This window comes from Pseudomonas sp. TSRC2-2 (genome assembly GCF_049897785.1).
GTDB lineage: Bacteria > Pseudomonadota > Gammaproteobacteria > Pseudomonadales > Pseudomonadaceae > Aquipseudomonas.
On record NZ_JAFCWZ010000003.1, the window covers coordinates 308,630 to 328,074 of the forward strand.

The window sequence follows — 19,445 nt, forward strand, 5'->3', positions numbered from 1 at the left end:
GGGCGTATTCGCGAGCAAGCCCGCTCCCACAGTGGAGCGATGTCGTACACAAAATCGGCGTACCCTGAAGCTCCCATGTGGGAGCGGGCTTGCTCGCGAAAGCGCCAGTCACGGCAGCAAATTCCTACGGGTAGATCCCGAATCCCGATCAGCCAATAAACACCAATTGATCGAGGTGTTTAAGGACACCCAATGTTACGCCCCACCAGCCTACAAATCCTTGCGCCGCTGCCTACGCCTGCGCCAGAATCCGCCGGCTTGTGCGCCCAGGGCTTGCTGCGTAACTTGGTTCCGTCACTGATTCGCAGTGATCGGGTTTAGCAGCCCGTGGTAAATCTGAGGTTGCATGAGCACCGTCAGTCAGGCTTCACGCCTGCACTCGATGGCGGCTGTGCGCAGGGCGCTTCGGCGCGCCGGCTTCCTTAGGTTCCCCGGTCTGCTAACCTGCGTTCAGCTGCCACCCCTTCTTTTAGCAGAGATGCGGTTGCGGCTTTATCCGGAACCTGAAGATGAAAAAACCATCGCCCAATCCGCCGGTAGCCAGTCCGGCATCGCCCTACCAATCCCCCGACTCAAAGAAATTTCACGACGCCGCCGAACGCGCCCTCGACCATTATCTCGGCCCGCCCGCCGCCGACTTCATCGCCCCGCCTTACACCCCTAATACGCTGTACATGGCCAATCCCGAGGCCGACACCGAATCCTTGCTGGCCGACGCCTGTGAAACCCTTGGTTCGGCAACCGTGATGCTGCACAACCATGCCGCCTCGGTGGACGGCTCGCAGCGCAAGACCCTGCAGGGCATCGCGCAGATTGTCATGGTGGCGGAGATGGCGGTGAACCGGGTGCTGGACAAACTGGTGCCCACTGACTGAGCGAATGCGCTGAGGCGACTGGCCTCTTCGCGAGCAGGCTCGCTCCCACAATTGAAATGCGTTCGATCGTTCCCACGCGGAGCGTGGGAACGATCAAAAGATCGCAGCCTCGTTTCACTCGACAGCTCCTACAGGGGCTTCAGCTTGTCCGTTACGCTCAGCGTAATGATTCACCATCCAGCTTGATTGATGCCCTCACCGCACACGCCTACCTTGGCTCCACGACAGCGAACCCGTGGAGTGAGCATGACAACAATAATTTCCCCCGACTCGCGCTGGACGCGGCGGCGCGATGAGAAGCAGCGCCGGCTCGACAAGGTGCGCGGCCTGGCCGATGGGGCAGTGCTGCCCAGCGACAAGATCGTCGCCGCGCTCGAAGCGCTGATCCATCCCGGCGACCGTGTGGTGCTGGAGGGCAACAACCAGAAGCAGGCGGATTTCCTCTCGCGTTCGCTGGCCAAGGCCGACCCGGCCAAGCTCCACGACCTGCACATGATCATGCCCAGCGTCGGCCGTTCGGAGCACCTCGATCTGTTCGAACGCGGCATCGCCCGCAAGCTCGATTTCTCCTTCGCCGGCACCCAGAGCCTGCGCATCAGCCAGTTGCTCGAAGACGGCCTGCTCGAAGTCGGCGCGATTCACACTTACATCGAACTCTATGCACGGCTGGTGGTGGACCTGATCCCCAACGTCGTGCTCTCGGCCGGGTTCATGGCCGACCGCGCCGGCAACATCTACACCGGCCCGAGCACCGAAGACACCCCGGCATTGATCGAACCGGCCGCATTCAGCGACGGCATCGTCATCGTTCAGGTCAACCAGTTGGTCGACGACGTCAGCGAACTGCCGCGCGTAGACATTCCCGCTTCATGGGTCGATTTTGTCGTGGTCGCCGACAAGCCGTTCTACATCGAACCGCTGTTCACCCGCGATCCACGCCACATCAAGCCTGTGCACGTGCTGATGGCGATGATGGCGATTCGTGGGATCTACGAAAAACACAACGTGCAGTCGCTCAACCACGGCATCGGTTTCAACACCGCCGCCATCGAACTGATCCTGCCGACCTACGGCGAATCCCTCGGTTTGAAAGGCAAGATCTGCCGCAACTGGACGCTCAACCCGCACCCGACGCTGATCCCGGCGATCGAAAGCGGCTGGGTCGAAAGCGTGCATTGTTTCGGCACCGAACTGGGCATGGAAAACTACATCGCCGCCCGGCCAGATGTGTTCTTCACCGGCCGTGACGGCTCGCTGCGTTCCAACCGCATGGTCTGCCAACTCGCCGGGCAGTACGCGGTGGATCTGTTTATCGGCGCGACGTTGCAGGTCGACGGTGACGGCCATTCCTCGACGGTGACGCGTGGCCGTCTCGCCGGTTTCGGTGGCGCGCCGAACATGGGCCACGACCCGCGCGGCCGCCGTCACGGCACCCCGGCGTGGCTGGACATGCGTCACGGCGATGCACCGCAGCCAATGCTCGAACGCGGCAAGAAACTTGTGGTGCAAATGGTCGAGACGTTCCAGGAGGGCGGCAAACCGACCTTCGTCGAAACCCTCGACGCGGTCGAAGTGGCGAAGAAAAGCGGCATGCCGTTGGCGCCGATCATGATCTACGGCGACGACGTTACCCACCTGCTCACCGAAGAAGGCATCGCCTACCTGTACAAGGCGCGCTCGCTGGAAGAGCGCCAGGCAATGATCGCCGCCGTCGCCGGCGTCACCGCGATTGGCCTGCGCCACAACCCGAAAGACACCGAGCGCATGCGCCGCGAAGGCCTGATTGCCTTGCCCGAAGACCTCGGCATTCGCCGCACCGACGCGACCCGCGAACTGCTCGCGGCGAAAAGCGTGGCGGATCTGGTCGAGTGGTCCGGTGGCCTGTACAACCCGCCCGCCAAATTCAGGAGCTGGTAATGCACGCATTCAACCTGCAAGCACCCCCGCTGTCGCTGGCTGACCGCTTGGCCGATCTGGCGGTGGACGCGCTGATCGACGAAGCCGATCTGTCGCCGAAACCGGCGCTGGTCGACCGTCGCGGCAACGGCGCGCACACCGATCTGCACCTGGGCCTGATGCACGCCTCGGCGTTGGCCTTGTGGCCAGCGTTCAAGGAAATGGCCGAGGCGGCGCTGGAGATCGGCGAAGTCGGTGTGCCGTTACGCGAAGCGATTGGCCGCATCGGCCGTGAAGGCGAGCAAGCCATGCTCGCCACCACCAATGGCGTCAACACCCATCGCGGCGCGATCTGGGCGTTGGGACTGTTGGTGACGGCCGCCGCGCTGCAACCGAAATCCATCGCCCTGTGCGCCGCCCGCCTGGCACTGCTCGACGACCGCTACGCACCGACACCGCTCAGCCACGGCGCACAAGTCGCCCAGCGTTACGGCGCACGCGGCGCTCGGGAAGAGGCGCAACTCGGCTTCCCGTCCGTGCTGCAACGCGGCCTGCCGCAGCTGCACAAAAGCCGCGCCAGCGGCCACGGCGAACAGAACGCCCGGCTCGACGCCTTGCTGGCGATCATGACCGAACTGGCCGACACCTGCGTGCTCTACCGCGCCGGGGAACAAGGCTTGCAGGCCATGCAATCGGGCGCGCAAGCAGTGCTCGATGCCGGTGGCAGCGCCAGCCTCAGCGGCCGCCGCCGATTGCACGAACTGGATCAACAACTCATCGCATTGAATGCCTCGCCCGGTGGTGCCGCCGACTTGCTCGCCGCCACGCTGCTGCTCGACCGAATCGAGCGCGACGGCATCTCTCAGGGAGCGTTTTGATGGAAAGCCTATCGTTTGAATTCCCCGCCGGGCAGCCGCCACGCGGGCGTGCGCTGGTCGGTTGTGTCGGCTCGGGGGATCTGGAAGTGCTGATCGAACCGGGCCTGGCCGGCAAACTGACGATCAACGTGCAGACTTCGGTCAATGGCGCGCAACAGCGCTGGCAGCATCTGTTTGCGCGGATGTTCGATGGCACCACGCCACCGGCGATGGCCATCGACATCCACGATTTTGGCGCGACGCCGGGGGTGGTGCGCTTGCGTCTGGAACAGGGTTTCGAGGAGATCGGCCATGACTGACAGCGCCGCGTTGCTCAACAAACACAGCTTCGTCGAACTCGGCGCGCGGCAGCGGGCGAAAGCCTTGCTCGACGCCGGGACGTTTCGCGAACTGCTCGATCCGTTTCAACGGGTCATGTCGCCATGGCTTGAGCGCCAGGGCGTAGTGCCGCAGGCCGATGACGGCGTAATCATCGCCAAGGGCAGCCTCGACGGTTTGCCAGTAGTGATTGCCGCGATCGAAGGCGCGTTTCAGGGCGGCAGCCTTGGCGAAGTCGGCGGGGCGAAAATTGCCGGGGCGCTGGAGCTGGCCGCCGAAGACAACCGCAAAGGCATCCCGACCCGCGCAGTGCTGCTGCTGGAAACCGGTGGCGTGCGCTTGCAGGAAGCCAATCTCGGCCTTGCGGCGATTGCCGATATTCACGCGGCGATTGTCGATTTGCAGCAATACCAACCCGTGGTCGGCGTGGTCGCCGGCAGCGTCGGTTGCTTTGGCGGCATGTCGATTGCCGCTGCGCTGTGCAGTTATCTGCTGGTGACTCAGGAAGCGCGCCTCGGATTGAACGGCCCGCAAGTGATCGAGCAGGAAGCCGGGATCGAGGAATACGACTCTCGCGACCGCCCATTCATCTGGAGCCTGACCGGCGGCGAACAGCGCTTCAACACGGGACTGGTGGACCGTTATGTCGGCGATGATGTGGCGCAGATTCGTCAGCAGGTGAGTGAACTGCTCCAGCAAGGTCTGCCGGCACAGCCGCGCAGTCAGCGCGCCGAGTGGTTTCTGCAACGCCTGGCGAGTCTGGACACGGACAAGCAAATCGAGCCTTCGGTGGTTCGCGATCTGTATCAAGGAGAGCGCTCATGAGTGGTTATTCATTGCGCGGTTTGCACTGGTTCAACGCTCTGAGCGCGGGTGCTAAAAACGTCGAAGGCCTGCCGGCGTCGTTGAAAGTCGCTGACGGTGAACTCGGGCGTTTTATCGCCGTGGTCGCCGACCCGGACAACCGTTTCCCACGCGCTCGCAACGGCGAAGTCGGCTTGCTCGAAGGCTGGGGGCTGGCCAAAGCTGTGGATGACGCGATCAACGCTGATCGCGATAACGCGCAAAAGCGCCCGATCATCGCCATCGTCGATGTGCCGAGCCAGGCCTATGGTCGGCGCGAAGAGGCCCTTGGCATTCATCAGGCGCTGGCCGGCGCGGCGGGCAGTTATGCCCATGCGCGGCTGGCCGGGCATCCGGTGATTGCGTTGCTGGTGGGCAAGGCCATGTCCGGGGCGTTTCTGGCGCACGGTTATCAGGCCAACCGTTTGATCGCCCTGCGCGACCCCGGGGTGATGGTGCATGCGATGGGCAAGGCTTCGGCGGCGCGGGTCACCTTGCGCAGTGTCGAGGAACTGGAAGCGCTGGCCTCCAGCGTACCGCCGATGGCTTATGACATCGACAGCTACGCCAGCCTCGGTCTGCTCTGGGAAACCCTCTCGGTGCAGCAGATCGAACAACCGACGGCTGAGGATCTGGCGCGGGTGAGCGAGTGCCTGAAGCAGGCGATCAGCGATGTGACCGGCAGTGATTTGAAAGGCCGCCTCGGCGCGAGCAATCGTGCAGCTTCCAGCAAAGTCCGCGAATTGCTGAGGGCGCAGTGGTGAACCAGCCCATGGCCCACGATCTGCTCTGGGGCATGACCCCGGCGCAGTTGCCGGCGGATGCGCCACAGTGGGCAGTTGATTCGCTGGCCGCCGGGCAACCGGTGGTGGTGCGCCGGGCGTTGAGTGCTGACGGTTTTGTCGCGGTCGGCGTGCGTGGGTTGCTGCGTGAGCAGCGGCTGGCGGCGTTCATGCGCGTCGATTCGATTGTGCGGCGGGTCAGTCCTGAAGCGTTGTGTCATGTCGACAGCGCACGTGATCTGCCGGTCATGCAAGCGCTCAGACAATTGCGGCCGATGCTCGATGACTGCGGTTCGGTCTGGGGTGTCAGCGGCAGTGTCGGGTTTGAATTGGCCAGTGGTTTCAGAGCGATGCACGCGGCCAGTGATCTTGATCTGATTTTGCGTGCGCCGCAGATGATCGGCCGTGATCAGGCGCGCGAACTGGTCGCGCTTTTTGATCAGACTGCGTGCCGGGTCGATATGCAATTGCAGACGCCATTCGGTGCCGTGGCCTTGCGGGAATGGGCCAGCGGTTCGGCCCGAGTGCTGCTGAAAAATGCGCATCAGGCAGTATTGGTGACGAATCCGTGGCACCCGCAGGAGCAGGCAGCGTGAGCAGTCTGCTGGTGTTCCCCGGCCAGGGCGCGCAGCAAGCCGGCATGCTCCAGCGTTTGCCTCGCGAAACACTGGTCGAGGCCAGTGATGTGCTCGGCGAAGATGTTGCGCTGCTGGATTCAGCCGAGGCATTGCACACGACCAGAGCGGTGCAGCTGTGCCTGCTGATCGCCGGTGTCGCTGCTTCTCGGCAGTTATTGCAGGATGGGCTGAGCGCGGATTACGTCGCCGGTCTGTCCATCGGCGCATACCCGGCAGCAGTGGTGGCGGGAGCCTTGAGTTTCAGCGATGCGTTGCATCTGGTCAGCCTGCGCGGTGAGCTGATGCAGCAGGCTTATCCACAGGGCTACGGCATGACCGCGATCATCGGCTTGCAGTTATCCACCGTCGAAACGCTGCTGGCGCAGGTGCACAGCGAGGATTCGCCGGTGTATCTGGCCAACATCAATGCCGATAACCAAGTGGTGATTGCCGGTAGCGACAGGGCCATGCAAACGGTGGCTGAACTGGCGCGCAGTCGCGGCGCCGGTCTGGCGAAGCGCCTGGCGGTGAGTGTGCCGTCGCACTGTCCGCTGCTGGACGAACCGGCGCAAACCCTCGCCGAAGCCTTCGCCGGGGTTGCGGTTAAAACGCCGAAAATCGCTTACCTCAGTGGTAGCCGTGCGCGTCCGGTAATCAAGCCGGAGGCCTTGCGCGACGACCTCGCTTTCAACATGTGCCGCGTGGTGGACTGGCGCGGCACCGTGCAAAGCGCCTACGAGCGCGGCGTACGTTTACAGATCGAACTGCCGCCCGGCGCGGTGCTGACCGGGCTGGCGCGCCGGGTCTTCGAGCAGGGCACCGTCACTGCCTTCGACAGTGCTCGCCTCGACACCGTGCAAGCGCTGTTGCGAGAGGAGGGTGGCCGCCAACTCTAAAACCGCCGCGACTCAAGCTTCGAACAACAAAAACAACATTCGACGATGCACTTTGAGGACTACAACAATGATTATTTACGGTGTGGCGTTTCTCGCCTTTTGTACGCTGGTCGGTATCTGGGTCGGTGAACTGCTCGGCAAGCTGATCGGCGTGCCGGCCAACGTCGGTGGTGTCGGCATTGCGATGCTGCTGTTGATCGGCCTCGGCAGCTATCTCTATAAAAGCGGCTGGCTCAAGGGCAAGACCGAGCAGGGCGTGGAGTTCTGGAGCGCGATCTACATTCCCATCGTGGTCGCCATGGCCGCGCAGCAGAATGTCTACGGTGCGCTGAAGGGCGGGCCGATGGCGATTCTGGCCGGAACCCTCGCCGTAGTGATCGCTTTTGCTCTGGTGCCAGTGCTGACACGCATGGGCAACAAGCAACAGACGCCGATTGCTCCAGCCAAGACTGCGGGGTGATCGCCATGTACGAATCAATGATGAAAGTGATCACCGGCTACGGTCTGATCAGCGGCTTTTTGATTGTCGGCCTGACCATGTGGGTGTCCTACTGGATGTCCAACACCTTCACCAAGGGTCGTCTGCACGGCTCGGCGATCGCCATTCTGCTCGGGCTGGTGCTGTCGTATATCGGCGGCGCGCTCACCGGTGGGCAGAAGGGCGTGGTCGATATTCCGCTGCTGTCGGGCATTGGCCTGCTCGGCGGTGCGATGCTGCGTGATTTCGCGATTGTTGCCACCGCGTTCGGTGTCAGCGTCGATGAGCTCAAACGGGCCGGGCTTGTGGGTGTGCTGGCGCTGTTCGTGGGGGTAGGCACTTCTTTCGTCGCGGGTGTCGGCGTGGCGATGGCGTTCGGCTATACCGATGCGGTGAGCCTGACCACCATTGGCGCGGGTGCCGTGACCTATATCGTCGGTCCGGTGACGGGGGCGGCGATTGGTGCGAGTTCCGAAGTGATGGCGTTGTCGATTGCGGCGGGTCTGATCAAGGCGATTCTGGTAATGGTGATGACACCGTTCGTGGCGCCGATGATCGGCCTGAACAATCCACGTAGCGCGGTGATTTTTGGCGGTTTGATGGGCACCTCCAGCGGCGTCGCCGGCGGGTTGGCGGCCACCGATCCGAAGCTGGTGCCTTATGGTTGCCTGACGGCGGCGTTCTACACCGCGCTTGGGTGTCTGCTGGGGCCTTCGCTGTTGTTTCTGGCGATGCGCGGGTTGATGGGCTGAGACACTGGTTGTCGGGACAGACGCCTTCGCGAGCAAGCCCGCTCCCACAGGGGAACGCATTCCAAATGTGGGAGCGGCTTGCTCGCGAAGGGCGCGACTCGGTATCAGGTCTGGCGATTGGCATACATCCGACACTCCGCCAGCAACGCCAGCAAATTAGGATCCCTCTCCTTGGCCTTCAGAAACACCACGCCAATGTGCTGCTGCAACCGATATTTCTCCTGCAACGCAATCAGCTTCACCCGGTTCTCGTACACCGCTGCAATCCGCCCCGGCAGCAGTGCATAGCCCACGCCCGAGCTGACCATGCTCAGCAGGGTGAAGATGTCGTTGACCTGCATCGCTACCTTCGGCTCGAACCGCGCCTGCTTGAACACCCGCACACCATCCTGATGCGTGGCGAAGCCCTGGGTCAGGGTGATGAAAGTCTCGTCGCGCACTTCCGCCAGATCGACTTCACTGCGCTGAGCGAATTTTGAATCGGCCGGCGTGGCGAGGAAGATGTCATCGGAAAACAGCGCGATCTGCTCGCAATCCGGATCGTTGATGCTGTCGTCGAGTGACACCAGAATCGCGTCGACTTCCATGTTTTTCAGTTTGTAGAGCAGGTCGATGTTCGAGCCGAGGATCAGGTCGATGTTGAGTTCGCTGCGGCGGATTTTCAGGCCCATGATCAGTTGCGGCACGGTCTTGACCGTCAGCGAATACAGCGAGCCAAGCTTGAAGCGCTCGGCAGAGAACCCGGCGGCTTCGCGGGTCAGGCGCACGCTGTCGACGACGTCGTTGATCAGCTTCTGCGCACGCTCTTCCAGCACATAGGCGCTTTCCAGCGGCGTCAGGTTGCGCCCTTCGTGTTTGAACAGCGGGCAGCGCAGCGCGCTTTCCAGCGAGTGAATGGCGCGGTGCACGCTGACGTTGCTGGTCTGCAGTTCGGCAGCGGCGCGGGCGAGGTTGCCGGTGCGCATGAAGGCGAGGAACACCTCGAGTTTTTTCAGGGTCAATTCTTCGTCGATCAGCATGGCGCGGACTCTTTTTGGAATGCGTCGATTGTGCCTTGAAGATCAAAAGATCGCAGCCTTCGGCAGCGCCTACATTGGAATGCGATCACCTGTAGGCGCTGCCGAAGGCTGCGATCTATTGATCTGTTAAACGGAAACATTGCGCTTTTACGCTCAAGGCCCGAGCCTTGCGCGCTTGCGGTAGCGACTATGAGGAAGGCGACACATGTATCACGGAGAAAAACTCAACGCCTGGACGCATTTGGTCGGGGCGGTGGCGGCTTTTGTCGGCGGGGTCTGGATGTTGGTGATCGCCAGCCTCGACGGCAGTCCATGGAAGATCGTCAGCGTGGCGATTTACGCTTTCACCTTGCTGGTGCTCTACAGCGCCTCGACCGTGTACCACAGCGTGCGCGGGCGCAAGAAAGCGATCATGAAAAAGGTCGATCATTTTTCGATCTACCTGCTGATCGCCGGCAGCTACACACCGTTTTGTCTGGTGACCCTGCGCGGGCCGTGGGGCTGGACGCTGTTCGGGATAGTCTGGGGGCTGGCGCTGATCGGCATCCTGCAGGAAATCAAGCCGCGCTCCGAAGCGCGGATTCTGTCGATCGTGATTTACGCGGTGATGGGCTGGATCGTACTGGTTGCGGTCAAGCCGCTGATCGCCGCGCTGGGTACGGCCGGGTTTGCCTGGCTGGCGTCGGGCGGGGTGTTGTATACGGTGGGGATCATCTTTTTTGCCCTGGACCACCGCTTGCGGCACGCCCATGGCATCTGGCATCTGTTCGTGATTGCCGGGAGTCTGCTGCACTTTGTCGCGATTCTGTTTTACGTCCTCTAGACGCAATCCCTGTGGGAGGGGGCTTGCTCCCGAAGGCGTCAGGTCAGTCAATCGTTGATGAATGGCCCACCGCATTCGGGAGCAAGCCCCCTCCCACATTGGAACTGGAGTGTTCACAAACCTGTGGTCACTGGAGATCCAATGTGGGAGCGAGCTTGCTCGCGAAGGGGTCTTAGAAATCACCCCACAATTGTTGGGCTACCGCCAACGCCACCACCGGCGCGGTTTCGGTGCGCAGCACCCGCGGGCCGAGGCGGGCGGCGTGGAAGCCGTTGCCGTTGGCCTGTTCGACTTCGCCATCCGTCAAGCCACCTTCAGGCCCGATCAGGAACGCCAGCGTCGCCGGTTTGGCATGACTCACCAGCGGTTCTGCGACCGGGTGCAGGACCAGTTTCAACTCGGCTTCGGTCTGCTTGATCCAGTCCGCCAGCAACACCGGCGGGTGAATCACCGGCACCCGTGAACGCCCGCACTGTTCGCAGGCGCTGATTGCCACCTGGCGCCAGTGCAGCAAGCGCTTGTCGGCGCGTTCGTCCTTGAGACGGACTTCGCAGCGGTCGCTGAAGATCGGCGTGATTTCATTCACGCCCAGTTCGGTGGCTTTTTGAATCGCCCAATCCATGCGCTCGCCCCGGGACAGACCCTGGCCGAGGTGGATCTGCAGTGGCGACTCGACCTGACCGGCGAATTGTTCGTCGATCCGTACGACGACGCGCTTCTTGCCGACGTCTACCAGCGATCCGCGAAACTCATGGCCGGAACCGTCGAACAACTGCACGGCATCGCCCTCGACCATGCGCAGCACGCGGCTGATGTAATGCGCCTGAGCCTCCGGCAGTTCGTGTTCGCCGGTGCTCAGCGGGGCGTCGATAAAGAAGCGGGACAGTCTCATTTCGGGTCTCTGCAAATATGAATCAGTTGGATCGGCGTCGACTTCATTCGCGAGCAAGCCCGCTCCCACACTTGAAATGCATTCCCCTGTGGGAGCGGGCTTGCTCGCGAAAGCGGCCGCCAGGCACTACAGATCTTGGATGATTTACATCAGCCCGGATCGCGGAAACCGGGGTGGAAGTCTTTTGGCACCGCCACGCTGACGCTGTCACGCGTGGCGATATCAATGCCTTCACTCGCCACTTCGGCCAGAAAATCGATCTGCTCCGGGGTGATCACATACGGTGGCAGGAAATACACCACGCTGCCCAGCGGCCGCAGCAATGCGCCACGTTCCAACGCATGCTGGAACACCTTCAAACCACGGCGTTCCTGCCAAGGGTAGGCCTCTTTGCTGGCTTTATCCTTGACCAACTCGATCGCCAGAACCATGCCGGTCTGGCGCACTTCGAAGACGTTCGGGTGATCGACCAGATGCGCGGTCGCCGAGGCCATGCGCTGGGCCAGTGCCTGGTTGTTCGCGATCACGTTGTCCTGTTCGAATATATCCAGCGTCGCCAATGCCGCCGCGCACGCCAGCGGATTGCCGGTATAGCTGTGCGAATGCAGGAAGGCACGCAGGGTCGGGTAGTCGTCGTAGAACGCGCTGTAGACCTCATCGGTCGTCAGGCAGGCGGCCAGCGGCAGATAGCCGCCGGTCAGGGCTTTCGACAGGCAGAGGAAGTCCGGGCGGATGCCGGCCTGCTCGCAGGCGAACATTGTCCCGGTGCGACCGAAACCGACGGCGATTTCGTCATGAATCAGGTGCACGCCGTAACGGTCGCAGGCCTCGCGCAACAGTTTGAGGTAGACCGGGTGATACATGCGCATGCCGCCGGCGCCCTGAATCAGTGGCTCGACGATCACCGCCGCGACGCTGTCATGATTTTCCGCGAGGGTCTGTTCCATGGCGGTGAACATGTTGCGTGAGTGTTCTTCCCAGCTCATGCCGTCGGGGCGCAGATAGCAATCCGGGCTCGGCACTTTGATGGTGTCCATCAACAGGGCTTTGTAGGTCTCGGTGAACAGCGGCACGTCGCCGACCGCCATCGCTGCCATGGTTTCGCCGTGGTAGCTGTTGGTCAGGGTGACGAAGCGCTTTTTGTTTGGCTGGCCGCGATTGAGCCAGTAGTGAAAGCTCATCTTCAGCGCGACTTCGATGCACGACGAGCCGTTGTCGGCGTAGAACACCCGATTCAGGCCTTGCGGCGTCATCTTCACCAGGCGCTCGGACAGCTCGATCACCGGTTGATGGCTGAAACCGGCCAAAATCACATGTTCGAGTTGATCGACCTGATCCTTGATGCGCTGGTTGATGCGCGGGTTGGCGTGGCCGAACACGTTGACCCACCAGGAACTGACCGCGTCGAGGTAGCGCTTGCCTTCGAAGTCTTCGAGCCAGACGCCTTCGCCACGCTTGATCGGGATCAGCGGCAGCTGTTCGTGGTCTTTCATCTGGGTGCAGGGATGCCACAACACCGCGAGATCGCGTTGCATCCACTGGTTATTCAGGCCCATTTACAGTCTCCTCGAGGCGGCTCGCGTCAGGCGCGGGCGAACAATCGCGCAAGCCTATGCAATGCATCGCGCGGGAACAACCCATTGTGTCGATTGAGCTACTTTGTCTGAGCCGATAGACGTCGCTGGCGGCGTTTTGATGGCTAACGTATTCTTCGCGGTTCTTGAGTCGTCTGACTCGCAAAACTGCTTTTTCCCACATGTTTTTCCGGAGTTCGCTGAATGTCTGTCGGTTGGCTGCGCGCCTGTGCGCTGGTGATGTTGGGGCTGTTCAGCGTTACGGCGCTGGCCAAGGATAAAACCGCAATCGTGATCGGCGGCGGCCTGTCGGGTCTGACTGCCGCTTACGAGCTGCAGAACAAGGGCTGGCAGGTCACCCTGCTGGAAGCCAAGCCGAGCCTGGGCGGTCGCTCGGGCATGGCCACCAGCGAGTGGATCGGCAACGACAAGACCCAGCCGGTGCTGAACAAGTACGTCTCGACCTTCAAGCTCGGCACCACGCCGGCGCCGGAATTCGTCCGTACGCCGAGCTATCTGATTGACGGCGATTATTTCTCCGCCGCCGATCTGGCCACCAAGCAGCCAGCCACCGCCGACGCACTCAAGCGCTACCAGAAAACCCTCGACGATCTGGCGCGCTCGATTGACGATCCACAGAACCCGGCGGCGACCGCCACCCTGCATGCGCTGGATCAGATCACCGTATCCAGCTGGCTCGACAAGCAGAACCTGCCGGCCACCGCGCGTCAGTTGATCAACCAGGACATTCGCACCCACTACGACGAACCTTCGCGTTTGTCGCTGCTGTATTTCGCACAGCAAACCCGCGTCTATCGTGGTGTTTCCGACCGCGACCTGCGTGCCTCGCGTCTGGTCGGCGGCAGCCAGGTGCTGGCCCAGGCGTTCGTCAAACAGATCAAGACCATCAAGACCAGCTCGCCGGTCTCGGCCATTACCCAGGACAAGGACGGCGTGACCGTCAAGGTCGGCAGCGTCGGCTATCAGGCTGATTACGTAGTACTGGCAGTGCCGTTGCGCGCACTGAACAAGATCGCCCTGACCCCGGCGCTGGATGCTCAGCATCTGGCGGCGATCAAAGGTACCAACTACGGTTGGCGCGACCAGATCATGCTGAAGTTCAAGACGCCAGTGTGGGAAAGCAAGTCGCGCATGTCCGGCGAGATCTACAGCAATACCGGCCTGGGCATGCTCTGGATCGAACCGGCGCTCAAGGGCGGCGCCAACGTGGTGATCAACCTTTCCGGCGATAACGCCCGTGTGATGCAGGCGTTCGGCGACAAGCAGATGGTCGATCAGGTGCTGATCCGTCTGCACGCGTTTTATCCACAGGCCCGTGGCTCGTTCACTGGTTATGAAATCCGTCGCTACAGCACCGACCCGTCGATGGGCGGCGCCTACCTGGCTTACGGCCCGGGGCAGATCAGCAAGTTCTGGCGCCTGTGGGAGCGTCCGCTGCAACGCGTAGCGTTCGCCGGCGAACACACCGACACCTTGTACCCCGGCACTCTGGAGGGCGCGCTGCGCACCGGCCAGCGTGCGGCCAGTCAGGTTGAAGATCTGGCGGCAGGCAAATCGTTCGAACCGGTCAAAGTTGTTCCGGCTGCAGCAGCGGCAGGCGCGGCGGGTGCCGTAGCGGCGAAGAAGGGCAACTTCTTCACTAATCTGTTCGGCGGTTCGGATGACGAGAAGAAGCCTGAGCCGGTGAAAGCACCAGAGCCGGCGCCTGCTCCAGCGCCTGCACCGACTCCGGCACCGGCGCCAGCTCCGGTGGAAGCACCGAAGCCAGCGGCCCCGGCGAAAGCTGAACCGGCGAAGAAAGCAGCGGCCAAGCCTGCGGCGAAGAAGCCAGCGGCGAAAACCGAAACCAAAAAGCCTGCCGCGAAACCGGCGGCGAAAAAGGTTGAACCGGCGAAGAAACCAGCGGCCAAGCCTGCTGCAACGACCGAGACCAAGGCGCAGTAAGCCTTGCGGTGAATGAAAAAGCGCGGCTTTTACGCCGCGCTTTTTTTGCCTCCGAGACCGCTTTCGCGAGCAAGCCCGCTCCCACTTTTGACCGTGTTTCTTGTTGGAATGCAATCGCTGTCGGAGTGGCCTTGCTCCCACATTTGACCGTGGTTCCTCAGTTGGAATGCAATCACTGTGGGAGTGGCCTTGCTCCCACATTTGACCGTGTTTCCTCAGTTGGAATGCAATCGCTGTGGGAGTGGCCTTGCTCCCACATTTGACCGTGTTTCCTCAGTTGGAATGCAATCACTGTGGGAGCGGGCTTGCTCGCGAAGGGGGCGGCGCAGGCATTCCGATTCCAATGCCTTGCAACAACATCCCGCCACACTTTTGCCTTTAATCTTTCCTTAACACGCCACTTCCAGACTCTTGATCGTATTTCTCGATATTTCAAAGCGAAATTTTCCGCTTTAATTCGATAGGTAACTCGCTAGTCTTGGTTCGCAGTTCTCACAGGATTTGGGCAATGCAGCTACGTAACTCTTCTTCGCGCTATGGTTGGGTCAGCATCTTCATGCACTGGGGCGTCGCGCTGGCGGTCTTCGGGCTGTTTGCGCTGGGTCTGTGGATGGTAGGGCTGGATTACTACAGCACCTGGCGCAAAGACGCGCCGGACCTGCACAAAAGCATCGGTCTGGTGCTGCTCGGTGTGATGGTGTTGCGGGTGTTGTGGCGTTTCGTCAGCCCGCCACCTTCTACGCTGCAAAGCTACAGCCGCATGACCCGCGTTGGCGCTAAATTCGGCCATGGGTTTCTGTATCTGGCGCTGTTCGCTGTGATGATTGCCGGTTACCTGATTTCCACCGCAGACGGTGTCGGGATCCCGGTGTTTGGCCTGTTTGAAGTTCCTGCACTGCTCTCCGGACTACCGGATCAGGCAGATACCGCTGGGGTGATTCATCTCTGGCTGGCGTGGATACTGGTAATTTTTTCCGGTCTCCATGCGTTGGCAGCATTGAAGCACCACTTTATCGATCGTGATGCGACCCTCACCCGGATGCTCGGTCGCAAAGCCTGAAATTCAACCTCGACTCAAAGGAAAAGAAAGCATGTTGAAAAAGACTCTGGCCGCTCTGGCAATCGGTTCTGCCGTGCTGTCCGCCAACGTAATGGCTGCTGACTATGTGGTAGACAAGGAAGGCCAGCACGCCTTCGTCGACTTCAAGATCAGCCACCTGGGCTACAGCTACATCACCGGCACCTTCAAGGACATCGACGGCAAATTCAGCTTCGACGCTGCCAAGCCTGAAGACAGCAAGATCGAATTCAACGTCAACACTGCCAGCGTGTTCACCAACCACGCCGAGCGCGACAAACACATCGCCAGCGCTGATTTCCTCAACGCCAGCAAGTTTGGCAAAGCCACTTTCGTTTCCACCAGCGTCAAGTCCACCGGTGCCAACACTGCTGACGTGACCGGCGACCTGACCCTGCTGGGCGTGACCAAGCCTGTCGTCGTGAAAGCAACCTTCCTCGGCGAAGGCAAGGATCCATGGGGCGGCTACCGTGCCGGCTTCGAAGGCACCACCACCATCAAGCGTTCCGATTTCGGCAAGCAGAAAGACCTCGGGCCGAAGTCCGATGCAGTCGAGCTGTATGTTTCGTTCGAAGGTGTGAAAGTGAAGTAATTCTCGCCGCCATAAAAAAACGCCCCTGGTCGCAAGGCCGGGGGCGTTTTTTATTGATGCAACACAGATCCCTTGTAGGAGCTGCCGAAGGCTGCGATCTCTTGATCTTGATTTTTGAAGATCAAGATCAAGATCAAGAGATCGCAGCCTTCGGCAGCTCCTACACAAAGCGATTTGCAGGGCTTATGAAAAATGCCCCGGTTCTTTCGAACGGGGGCATTTTTCATTGCGGCATGAAACTCAGCGATTGCGCGTCAGCAAGGCTGGTTTCTCGCCACGCGGGCGGCTTGGCAGTTGATCGAGTTGCTCAGGTGTCGGGAAGCGGTCGGCTTTCGATTCCTTGTGCATGATCTTCGGGCCGTTGCTGCGCGGGTTCTGCACGGCCGGTTCGCTGCGCGGCTGATCGTCACGGGCCGGGCGGCGATTGCGTGGTGCGGATTCGTCACGACGACCCTGACCGTCACGCGGTGCGCCATTGCGCGGGCCGCTGCGTTTGGCCGGTGGCGTGCCGGTGGTCGAGCCATTGCTGTTGCGCGGGCCGTTCTGGCGACCCTGTGGCTGGCCACCACGAGGTGCGCCAGTGCCTGCGCCTTGCGCCGGAGCGCCCGGACGACGGCCACGACCCCCGGCAGGGGCGGCTTTCGGCACGTAATCAACGCGGTTACCGAAGTTATCGATATCGTCGTCGAGGAACTCGTCCGGAGCGCGGTCAGCTGCTGCACGCGGTGGCTGACTCGGACGCTGTTCGCGGCTCGGCGTACCTTCGCGTGGCTTCTGCTGACGGGCAGGGCGCTCGCCACGTTCACCGGCCGGTTTTTCCTTGCCCTTGTCTTTGCCTTTGTCCTTGCGACCGCCGCCACCGCCGCCGCCATTCGGGCCGTCGCCGCGTGGGCCACGGGAATTGCGCGGGTTACGGATGTCCGGACGCTCGCGGGCTTCCGGCTTCTCGGCTTCGATGGTGCTGGAGTCGAAGCCCATCAGGTCGCCGTCGGCGATCTTCTGCTTGGTCATGCGCTCGATGCTTTTCAGCAGTTTTTCTTCGTCCGGTGCGACCAGCGAGATCGCCTCGCCCGAACGACCGGCACGGCCGGTACGACCGATACGGTGCACGTAGTCTTCATCGACGTTCGGCAGCTCGAAGTTGACTACATGCGGCAACTGGTCGATGTCCAGGCCACGGGCCGCAATGTCGGTAGCAACCAGAATGCGCACTTCGCCGGCCTTGAAGTCGGCCAGAGCTTTGGTGCGCGCGTTCTGGCTCTTGTTGCCGTGAATCGCCACCGCCGGCAGACCGTGTTTGTCCAGGTATTCGGCGAGACGGTTGGCGCCGTGCTTGGTGCGGGTGAACACCAGCACCTGTTCCCACGCGCCGGCGGTGATCAGGTGCGCCAGCAGGGCACGCTTGTGGCTGGCCGGCAGGCGGAACACGCGTTGCTCGATGCGCTCGACCGTGGTGTTCGGCGGCGTGACTTCGATGCGTTCCGGGTTGTGCAGCAGTTTGCCGGCAAGATCGGTGATGTCTTTGGAGAATGTTGCCGAGAACAGCAGGTTCTGACGCTTGGCCGGCAGACGCGCGAGGACTTTCTTCACGTCGTGCACAAAGCCCATGTCGAGCATGCGGTCGGCTTCGTCGAGGACGAGAATTTCCACGTGGGACAGATCGACGCTGCCCTGGCCGGCGAGATCGAGCAGACGACCCGGGCAGGCGACGAGAACGTCGACGCCACGGGACATGGCCTGGACCTGCGGGTTCATGCCGACGCCGCCGAAGATGCAGGCGCTGACGAATTTCAGGTCACGGGCGTAGATCTTGAAGCTCTCGTGCACCTGGGCCGCGAGTTCGCGGGTCGGGGTCAGGACCAGCACGCGCGGTTGGCGCGGGCCGTGACGCTGGGATTTGTCCGGGTGACCGTTGGGGAACAACCGCTCCAGAATCGGAAGGGCGAAGCCGCCGGTTTTACCGGTACCTGTCTGAGCCGCCACCATCAGGTCGCGACCTTGCAACACGGCGGGAATGGCCCGCTGTTGCACCGGAGTAGGCTCGGTATAGCCCGCATCTTCGATGGCACGGACTAAAGCCTCGGAGAGACCGAGGGAAGCAAAGGACATGAGTAATCCTGTTTTAGTTAGGGCTTGGCCCAATGGGAGTCTTGCCTGGCGCGAATCACGTTTAAGAGGACGCAATCCCGTCCGGTCCAGCGGCGGTTCCGAAGGCTCGTCAGGAGCGCTCGCGCGGGCTGAAAGCTGCGCTGTAGCGGGTCGTGAGGCCTGTTACGGTTCCGGGCGTCCGGGCGTGAGCCTGGCGGGAACGCCGGAGTATAACAGAGCAATCACTGCGCGCTGCTTTCCTGCTGCTCAACGGTTTTGCCGTTGGCCGTGGCCGAGCGCAGTGATGCGCTGTCAACCGGTGCGGCGCCATAGCGCGCGCTGAGTTCGGCGTAGGCCGGTTCGCGCTTGAAACGCCTGAGCTCGGCGCCGAAACGCTGCACCAGCAAGTCCATGCCAGCATTGCGCCGAACCGCGAGAAACTGGCTCTGACGGCTGATAACTGTCGGGTTTTCCGTGATCAGATCGCGAATATTCAGTTCATCGAGCAAATGCTGGCCGACGCGGCGATCAGTGATCAGCAGGTCGATACGCCCGCGCACCAGTTTGCCGAAGTTGGCCTCATGGGTGGGCGCCGGTTCGCGGTTGAACAAGTTCGACTGGCTGAAATCCGGGCTGTACAGATAGCCCGGCGAGGTGCCGATGGTCAGGCCTTTGAGCTGTTCGAGTGTGCTGAACGGGTGCGGCCGATCGTTGGCGTAGAACATCACGAATTCAACGTCGGACAACGGTTCGCTGGGGTAGAGCAGGGTGGCATCACGCTCGGCGCTGTGAAAAATGTCCAGCGCACCGTCGGCCTGACCGGTTTCAAGCATCGACAGGCAGCGCTTCCACGGCAGGAACTGCCATTGGACTTCAATGCCCAACCGCTTGAACACGATGGCTGTGGTTTCGTAGTCCAGACCGAGGTTCTGCCCGCCCTGTTCGTACACGTACGGCGCCCATGGCTCGGTGACAATGCGCAACTTCTCGCCCCGAGCGGCGAAGCTCAGGCAAGTCAGAAGGATAACGCTCAGCAGTTGGGCGATGACGGGCATGGCCTGAGGTTAGTACGCGAAACG

The 19,445-nt window shown here is 61.6% G+C and carries 19 protein-coding genes; 14 read left to right on the plus strand and 5 right to left on the minus strand.

Features of this window, described 5'->3' with window-relative positions; all coding sequences use genetic code 11:
* Positions 1-509: 509 nt before the first annotated feature.
* The 10 genes from ACP7D9_RS07445 (at position 510) to madM (ending at position 8,335) form a co-directional block, all read left to right on the plus strand.
* Complete coding sequence (locus ACP7D9_RS07445; protein WP_426156469.1) at positions 510-875, plus strand: DUF6124 family protein; 366 nt, start codon at positions 510-512, stop codon at positions 873-875.
* Positions 876-1,121: 246 nt separating this feature from the next.
* Positions 1,122-2,792 (plus strand): malonate decarboxylase subunit alpha, encoded by a 1,671-nt coding sequence (mdcA, locus tag ACP7D9_RS07450; protein ID WP_394598382.1) that lies wholly within the window; start codon positions 1,122-1,124, stop codon positions 2,790-2,792.
* A complete protein-coding gene (locus ACP7D9_RS07455) occupies positions 2,792-3,649 on the plus strand; it encodes a triphosphoribosyl-dephospho-CoA synthase (RefSeq protein WP_426156471.1) in 858 nt (285 codons plus the stop codon). Before mdcA ends, ACP7D9_RS07455 begins: the two co-directional genes overlap by 1 nt.
* A complete protein-coding gene (locus ACP7D9_RS07460; RefSeq protein WP_056786420.1) occupies positions 3,649-3,948 on the plus strand; it encodes a malonate decarboxylase subunit delta in 300 nt (99 codons plus the stop codon). Before ACP7D9_RS07455 ends, ACP7D9_RS07460 begins: the two co-directional genes overlap by 1 nt.
* Positions 3,941-4,792 carry a biotin-independent malonate decarboxylase subunit beta gene (locus ACP7D9_RS07465; protein ID WP_312999630.1) on the plus strand — a complete coding sequence of 284 codons (852 nt, stop codon included), beginning with the start codon at positions 3,941-3,943 and terminating at the stop codon, positions 4,790-4,792. The genes ACP7D9_RS07460 and ACP7D9_RS07465 overlap by 8 nt, the downstream gene beginning before the upstream one ends.
* Complete coding sequence (gene mdcE / locus ACP7D9_RS07470) at positions 4,789-5,574, plus strand: biotin-independent malonate decarboxylase subunit gamma (protein ID WP_426156473.1); 786 nt, start codon at positions 4,789-4,791, stop codon at positions 5,572-5,574. Before ACP7D9_RS07465 ends, mdcE begins: the two co-directional genes overlap by 4 nt.
* Positions 5,568-6,188, plus strand: a complete 621-nt coding sequence (locus ACP7D9_RS07475) for a malonate decarboxylase holo-ACP synthase (RefSeq protein WP_426156475.1) — start codon at positions 5,568-5,570, stop codon at positions 6,186-6,188. The genes mdcE and ACP7D9_RS07475 overlap by 7 nt, the downstream gene beginning before the upstream one ends.
* Positions 6,185-7,105, plus strand: coding sequence for a malonate decarboxylase subunit epsilon (gene mdcH, locus ACP7D9_RS07480; RefSeq protein WP_426156477.1), 921 nt, complete (start codon positions 6,185-6,187; stop codon positions 7,103-7,105). Before ACP7D9_RS07475 ends, mdcH begins: the two co-directional genes overlap by 4 nt.
* 67 nt (positions 7,106-7,172) lie before the next feature.
* Entirely contained in the window at positions 7,173-7,565 is a 393-nt protein-coding gene (gene madL, locus ACP7D9_RS07485; RefSeq protein WP_101161179.1) for a malonate transporter subunit MadL, read from the plus strand.
* Between the two features lie 5 nt (positions 7,566-7,570).
* The gene (gene madM, locus ACP7D9_RS07490) at positions 7,571-8,335 is read left to right on the plus strand and encodes a malonate transporter subunit MadM (protein ID WP_024014642.1); all 765 of its coding nucleotides are present in this window, start codon (positions 7,571-7,573) and stop codon (positions 8,333-8,335) included.
* A 104-nt stretch (positions 8,336-8,439) separates the two neighbouring features.
* Here madM and ACP7D9_RS07495 read toward each other — a convergent pair whose 3' ends face one another.
* The gene (locus tag ACP7D9_RS07495) at positions 8,440-9,354 is read right to left on the minus strand and encodes a LysR family transcriptional regulator (RefSeq protein ID WP_426156480.1); all 915 of its coding nucleotides are present in this window, start codon (positions 9,352-9,354) and stop codon (positions 8,440-8,442) included.
* A gap of 205 nt (positions 9,355-9,559) precedes the next feature.
* On the opposite strand from ACP7D9_RS07495, the gene trhA reads away from it, so the two are divergent.
* Complete coding sequence (gene trhA, locus ACP7D9_RS07500; protein ID WP_011336351.1) at positions 9,560-10,177, plus strand: PAQR family membrane homeostasis protein TrhA; 618 nt, start codon at positions 9,560-9,562, stop codon at positions 10,175-10,177.
* Between the two features lie 172 nt (positions 10,178-10,349).
* Here trhA and ACP7D9_RS07505 read toward each other — a convergent pair whose 3' ends face one another.
* Together ACP7D9_RS07505 and ACP7D9_RS07510 are read right to left on the minus strand one after the other, a co-directional pair.
* The gene (locus tag ACP7D9_RS07505; RefSeq protein ID WP_426156482.1) at positions 10,350-11,069 is read right to left on the minus strand and encodes a 16S rRNA (uracil(1498)-N(3))-methyltransferase; all 720 of its coding nucleotides are present in this window, start codon (positions 11,067-11,069) and stop codon (positions 10,350-10,352) included.
* 149 nt (positions 11,070-11,218) lie between these two features.
* Positions 11,219-12,625, minus strand: a complete 1,407-nt coding sequence (locus ACP7D9_RS07510; protein WP_426156484.1) for an adenosylmethionine--8-amino-7-oxononanoate transaminase — start codon at positions 12,623-12,625, stop codon at positions 11,219-11,221.
* Positions 12,626-12,847: 222 nt separating this feature from the next.
* On the opposite strand from ACP7D9_RS07510, the gene ACP7D9_RS07515 reads away from it, so the two are divergent.
* The 3 genes from ACP7D9_RS07515 to ACP7D9_RS07525 all read left to right on the plus strand — a co-directional run bounded on the left by ACP7D9_RS07515 (position 12,848) and on the right by ACP7D9_RS07525 (position 16,278).
* Positions 12,848-14,608: a flavin monoamine oxidase family protein gene (locus ACP7D9_RS07515; protein ID WP_426156486.1), complete on the plus strand. Its 1,761-nt coding sequence runs from the start codon at positions 12,848-12,850 to the stop codon at positions 14,606-14,608.
* 508 nt (positions 14,609-15,116) lie between these two features.
* On the plus strand, positions 15,117-15,668 hold the full coding sequence (locus ACP7D9_RS07520) for a cytochrome b (protein ID WP_101161170.1): 552 nt from the start codon (positions 15,117-15,119) through the stop codon (positions 15,666-15,668).
* A gap of 31 nt (positions 15,669-15,699) precedes the next feature.
* The gene (locus tag ACP7D9_RS07525) at positions 15,700-16,278 is read left to right on the plus strand and encodes a YceI family protein (RefSeq protein WP_426156489.1); all 579 of its coding nucleotides are present in this window, start codon (positions 15,700-15,702) and stop codon (positions 16,276-16,278) included.
* Positions 16,279-16,518: 240 nt separating this feature from the next.
* On the opposite strand, the gene ACP7D9_RS07530 is transcribed toward ACP7D9_RS07525, so the two are convergent.
* Both ACP7D9_RS07530 and ACP7D9_RS07535 read right to left on the minus strand, forming a co-directional pair.
* Complete coding sequence (locus ACP7D9_RS07530) at positions 16,519-18,387, minus strand: DEAD/DEAH box helicase (protein WP_101161167.1); 1,869 nt, start codon at positions 18,385-18,387, stop codon at positions 16,519-16,521.
* Between the two features lie 221 nt (positions 18,388-18,608).
* On the minus strand, positions 18,609-19,421 hold the full coding sequence (locus tag ACP7D9_RS07535; protein WP_426156491.1) for a substrate-binding periplasmic protein: 813 nt from the start codon (positions 19,419-19,421) through the stop codon (positions 18,609-18,611).
* Positions 19,422-19,445: the final 24 nt, after the last annotated feature.

Excerpts from the sequence above, each read along its gene's own strand:
- ACP7D9_RS07445 (WP_426156469.1), top strand. The coding sequence starts at position 510 with ATGAAAAAACCATCGCCCAATCCGCCGGTAGCCAGTCCGGCATCGCCC.
- mdcA (WP_394598382.1), top strand. The coding sequence starts at position 1,122 with ATGACAACAATAATTTCCCCCGACTCGCGCTGGACGCGGCGGCGCGAT.
- ACP7D9_RS07455 (WP_426156471.1), top strand. The coding sequence starts at position 2,792 with ATGCACGCATTCAACCTGCAAGCACCCCCGCTGTCGCTGGCTGACCGC.
- ACP7D9_RS07460 (WP_056786420.1), top strand. The coding sequence starts at position 3,649 with ATGGAAAGCCTATCGTTTGAATTCCCCGCCGGGCAGCCGCCACGCGGG.
- ACP7D9_RS07465 (WP_312999630.1), top strand. The coding sequence starts at position 3,941 with ATGACTGACAGCGCCGCGTTGCTCAACAAACACAGCTTCGTCGAACTC.
- mdcE (WP_426156473.1), top strand. The coding sequence starts at position 4,789 with ATGAGTGGTTATTCATTGCGCGGTTTGCACTGGTTCAACGCTCTGAGC.
- madL (WP_101161179.1), top strand. The coding sequence starts at position 7,173 with ATGATTATTTACGGTGTGGCGTTTCTCGCCTTTTGTACGCTGGTCGGT.
- madM (WP_024014642.1), top strand. The coding sequence starts at position 7,571 with ATGTACGAATCAATGATGAAAGTGATCACCGGCTACGGTCTGATCAGC.
- ACP7D9_RS07495 (WP_426156480.1), bottom strand. The coding sequence starts at position 9,354 with ATGCTGATCGACGAAGAATTGACCCTGAAAAAACTCGAGGTGTTCCTC.
- trhA (WP_011336351.1), top strand. The coding sequence starts at position 9,560 with ATGTATCACGGAGAAAAACTCAACGCCTGGACGCATTTGGTCGGGGCG.
- ACP7D9_RS07505 (WP_426156482.1), bottom strand. The coding sequence starts at position 11,069 with ATGAGACTGTCCCGCTTCTTTATCGACGCCCCGCTGAGCACCGGCGAA.
- ACP7D9_RS07510 (WP_426156484.1), bottom strand. The coding sequence starts at position 12,625 with ATGGGCCTGAATAACCAGTGGATGCAACGCGATCTCGCGGTGTTGTGG.
- ACP7D9_RS07515 (WP_426156486.1), top strand. The coding sequence starts at position 12,848 with ATGTCTGTCGGTTGGCTGCGCGCCTGTGCGCTGGTGATGTTGGGGCTG.
- ACP7D9_RS07520 (WP_101161170.1), top strand. The coding sequence starts at position 15,117 with ATGCAGCTACGTAACTCTTCTTCGCGCTATGGTTGGGTCAGCATCTTC.
- ACP7D9_RS07525 (WP_426156489.1), top strand. The coding sequence starts at position 15,700 with ATGTTGAAAAAGACTCTGGCCGCTCTGGCAATCGGTTCTGCCGTGCTG.
- ACP7D9_RS07530 (WP_101161167.1), bottom strand. The coding sequence starts at position 18,387 with ATGTCCTTTGCTTCCCTCGGTCTCTCCGAGGCTTTAGTCCGTGCCATC.
- ACP7D9_RS07535 (WP_426156491.1), bottom strand. The coding sequence starts at position 19,421 with ATGCCCGTCATCGCCCAACTGCTGAGCGTTATCCTTCTGACTTGCCTG.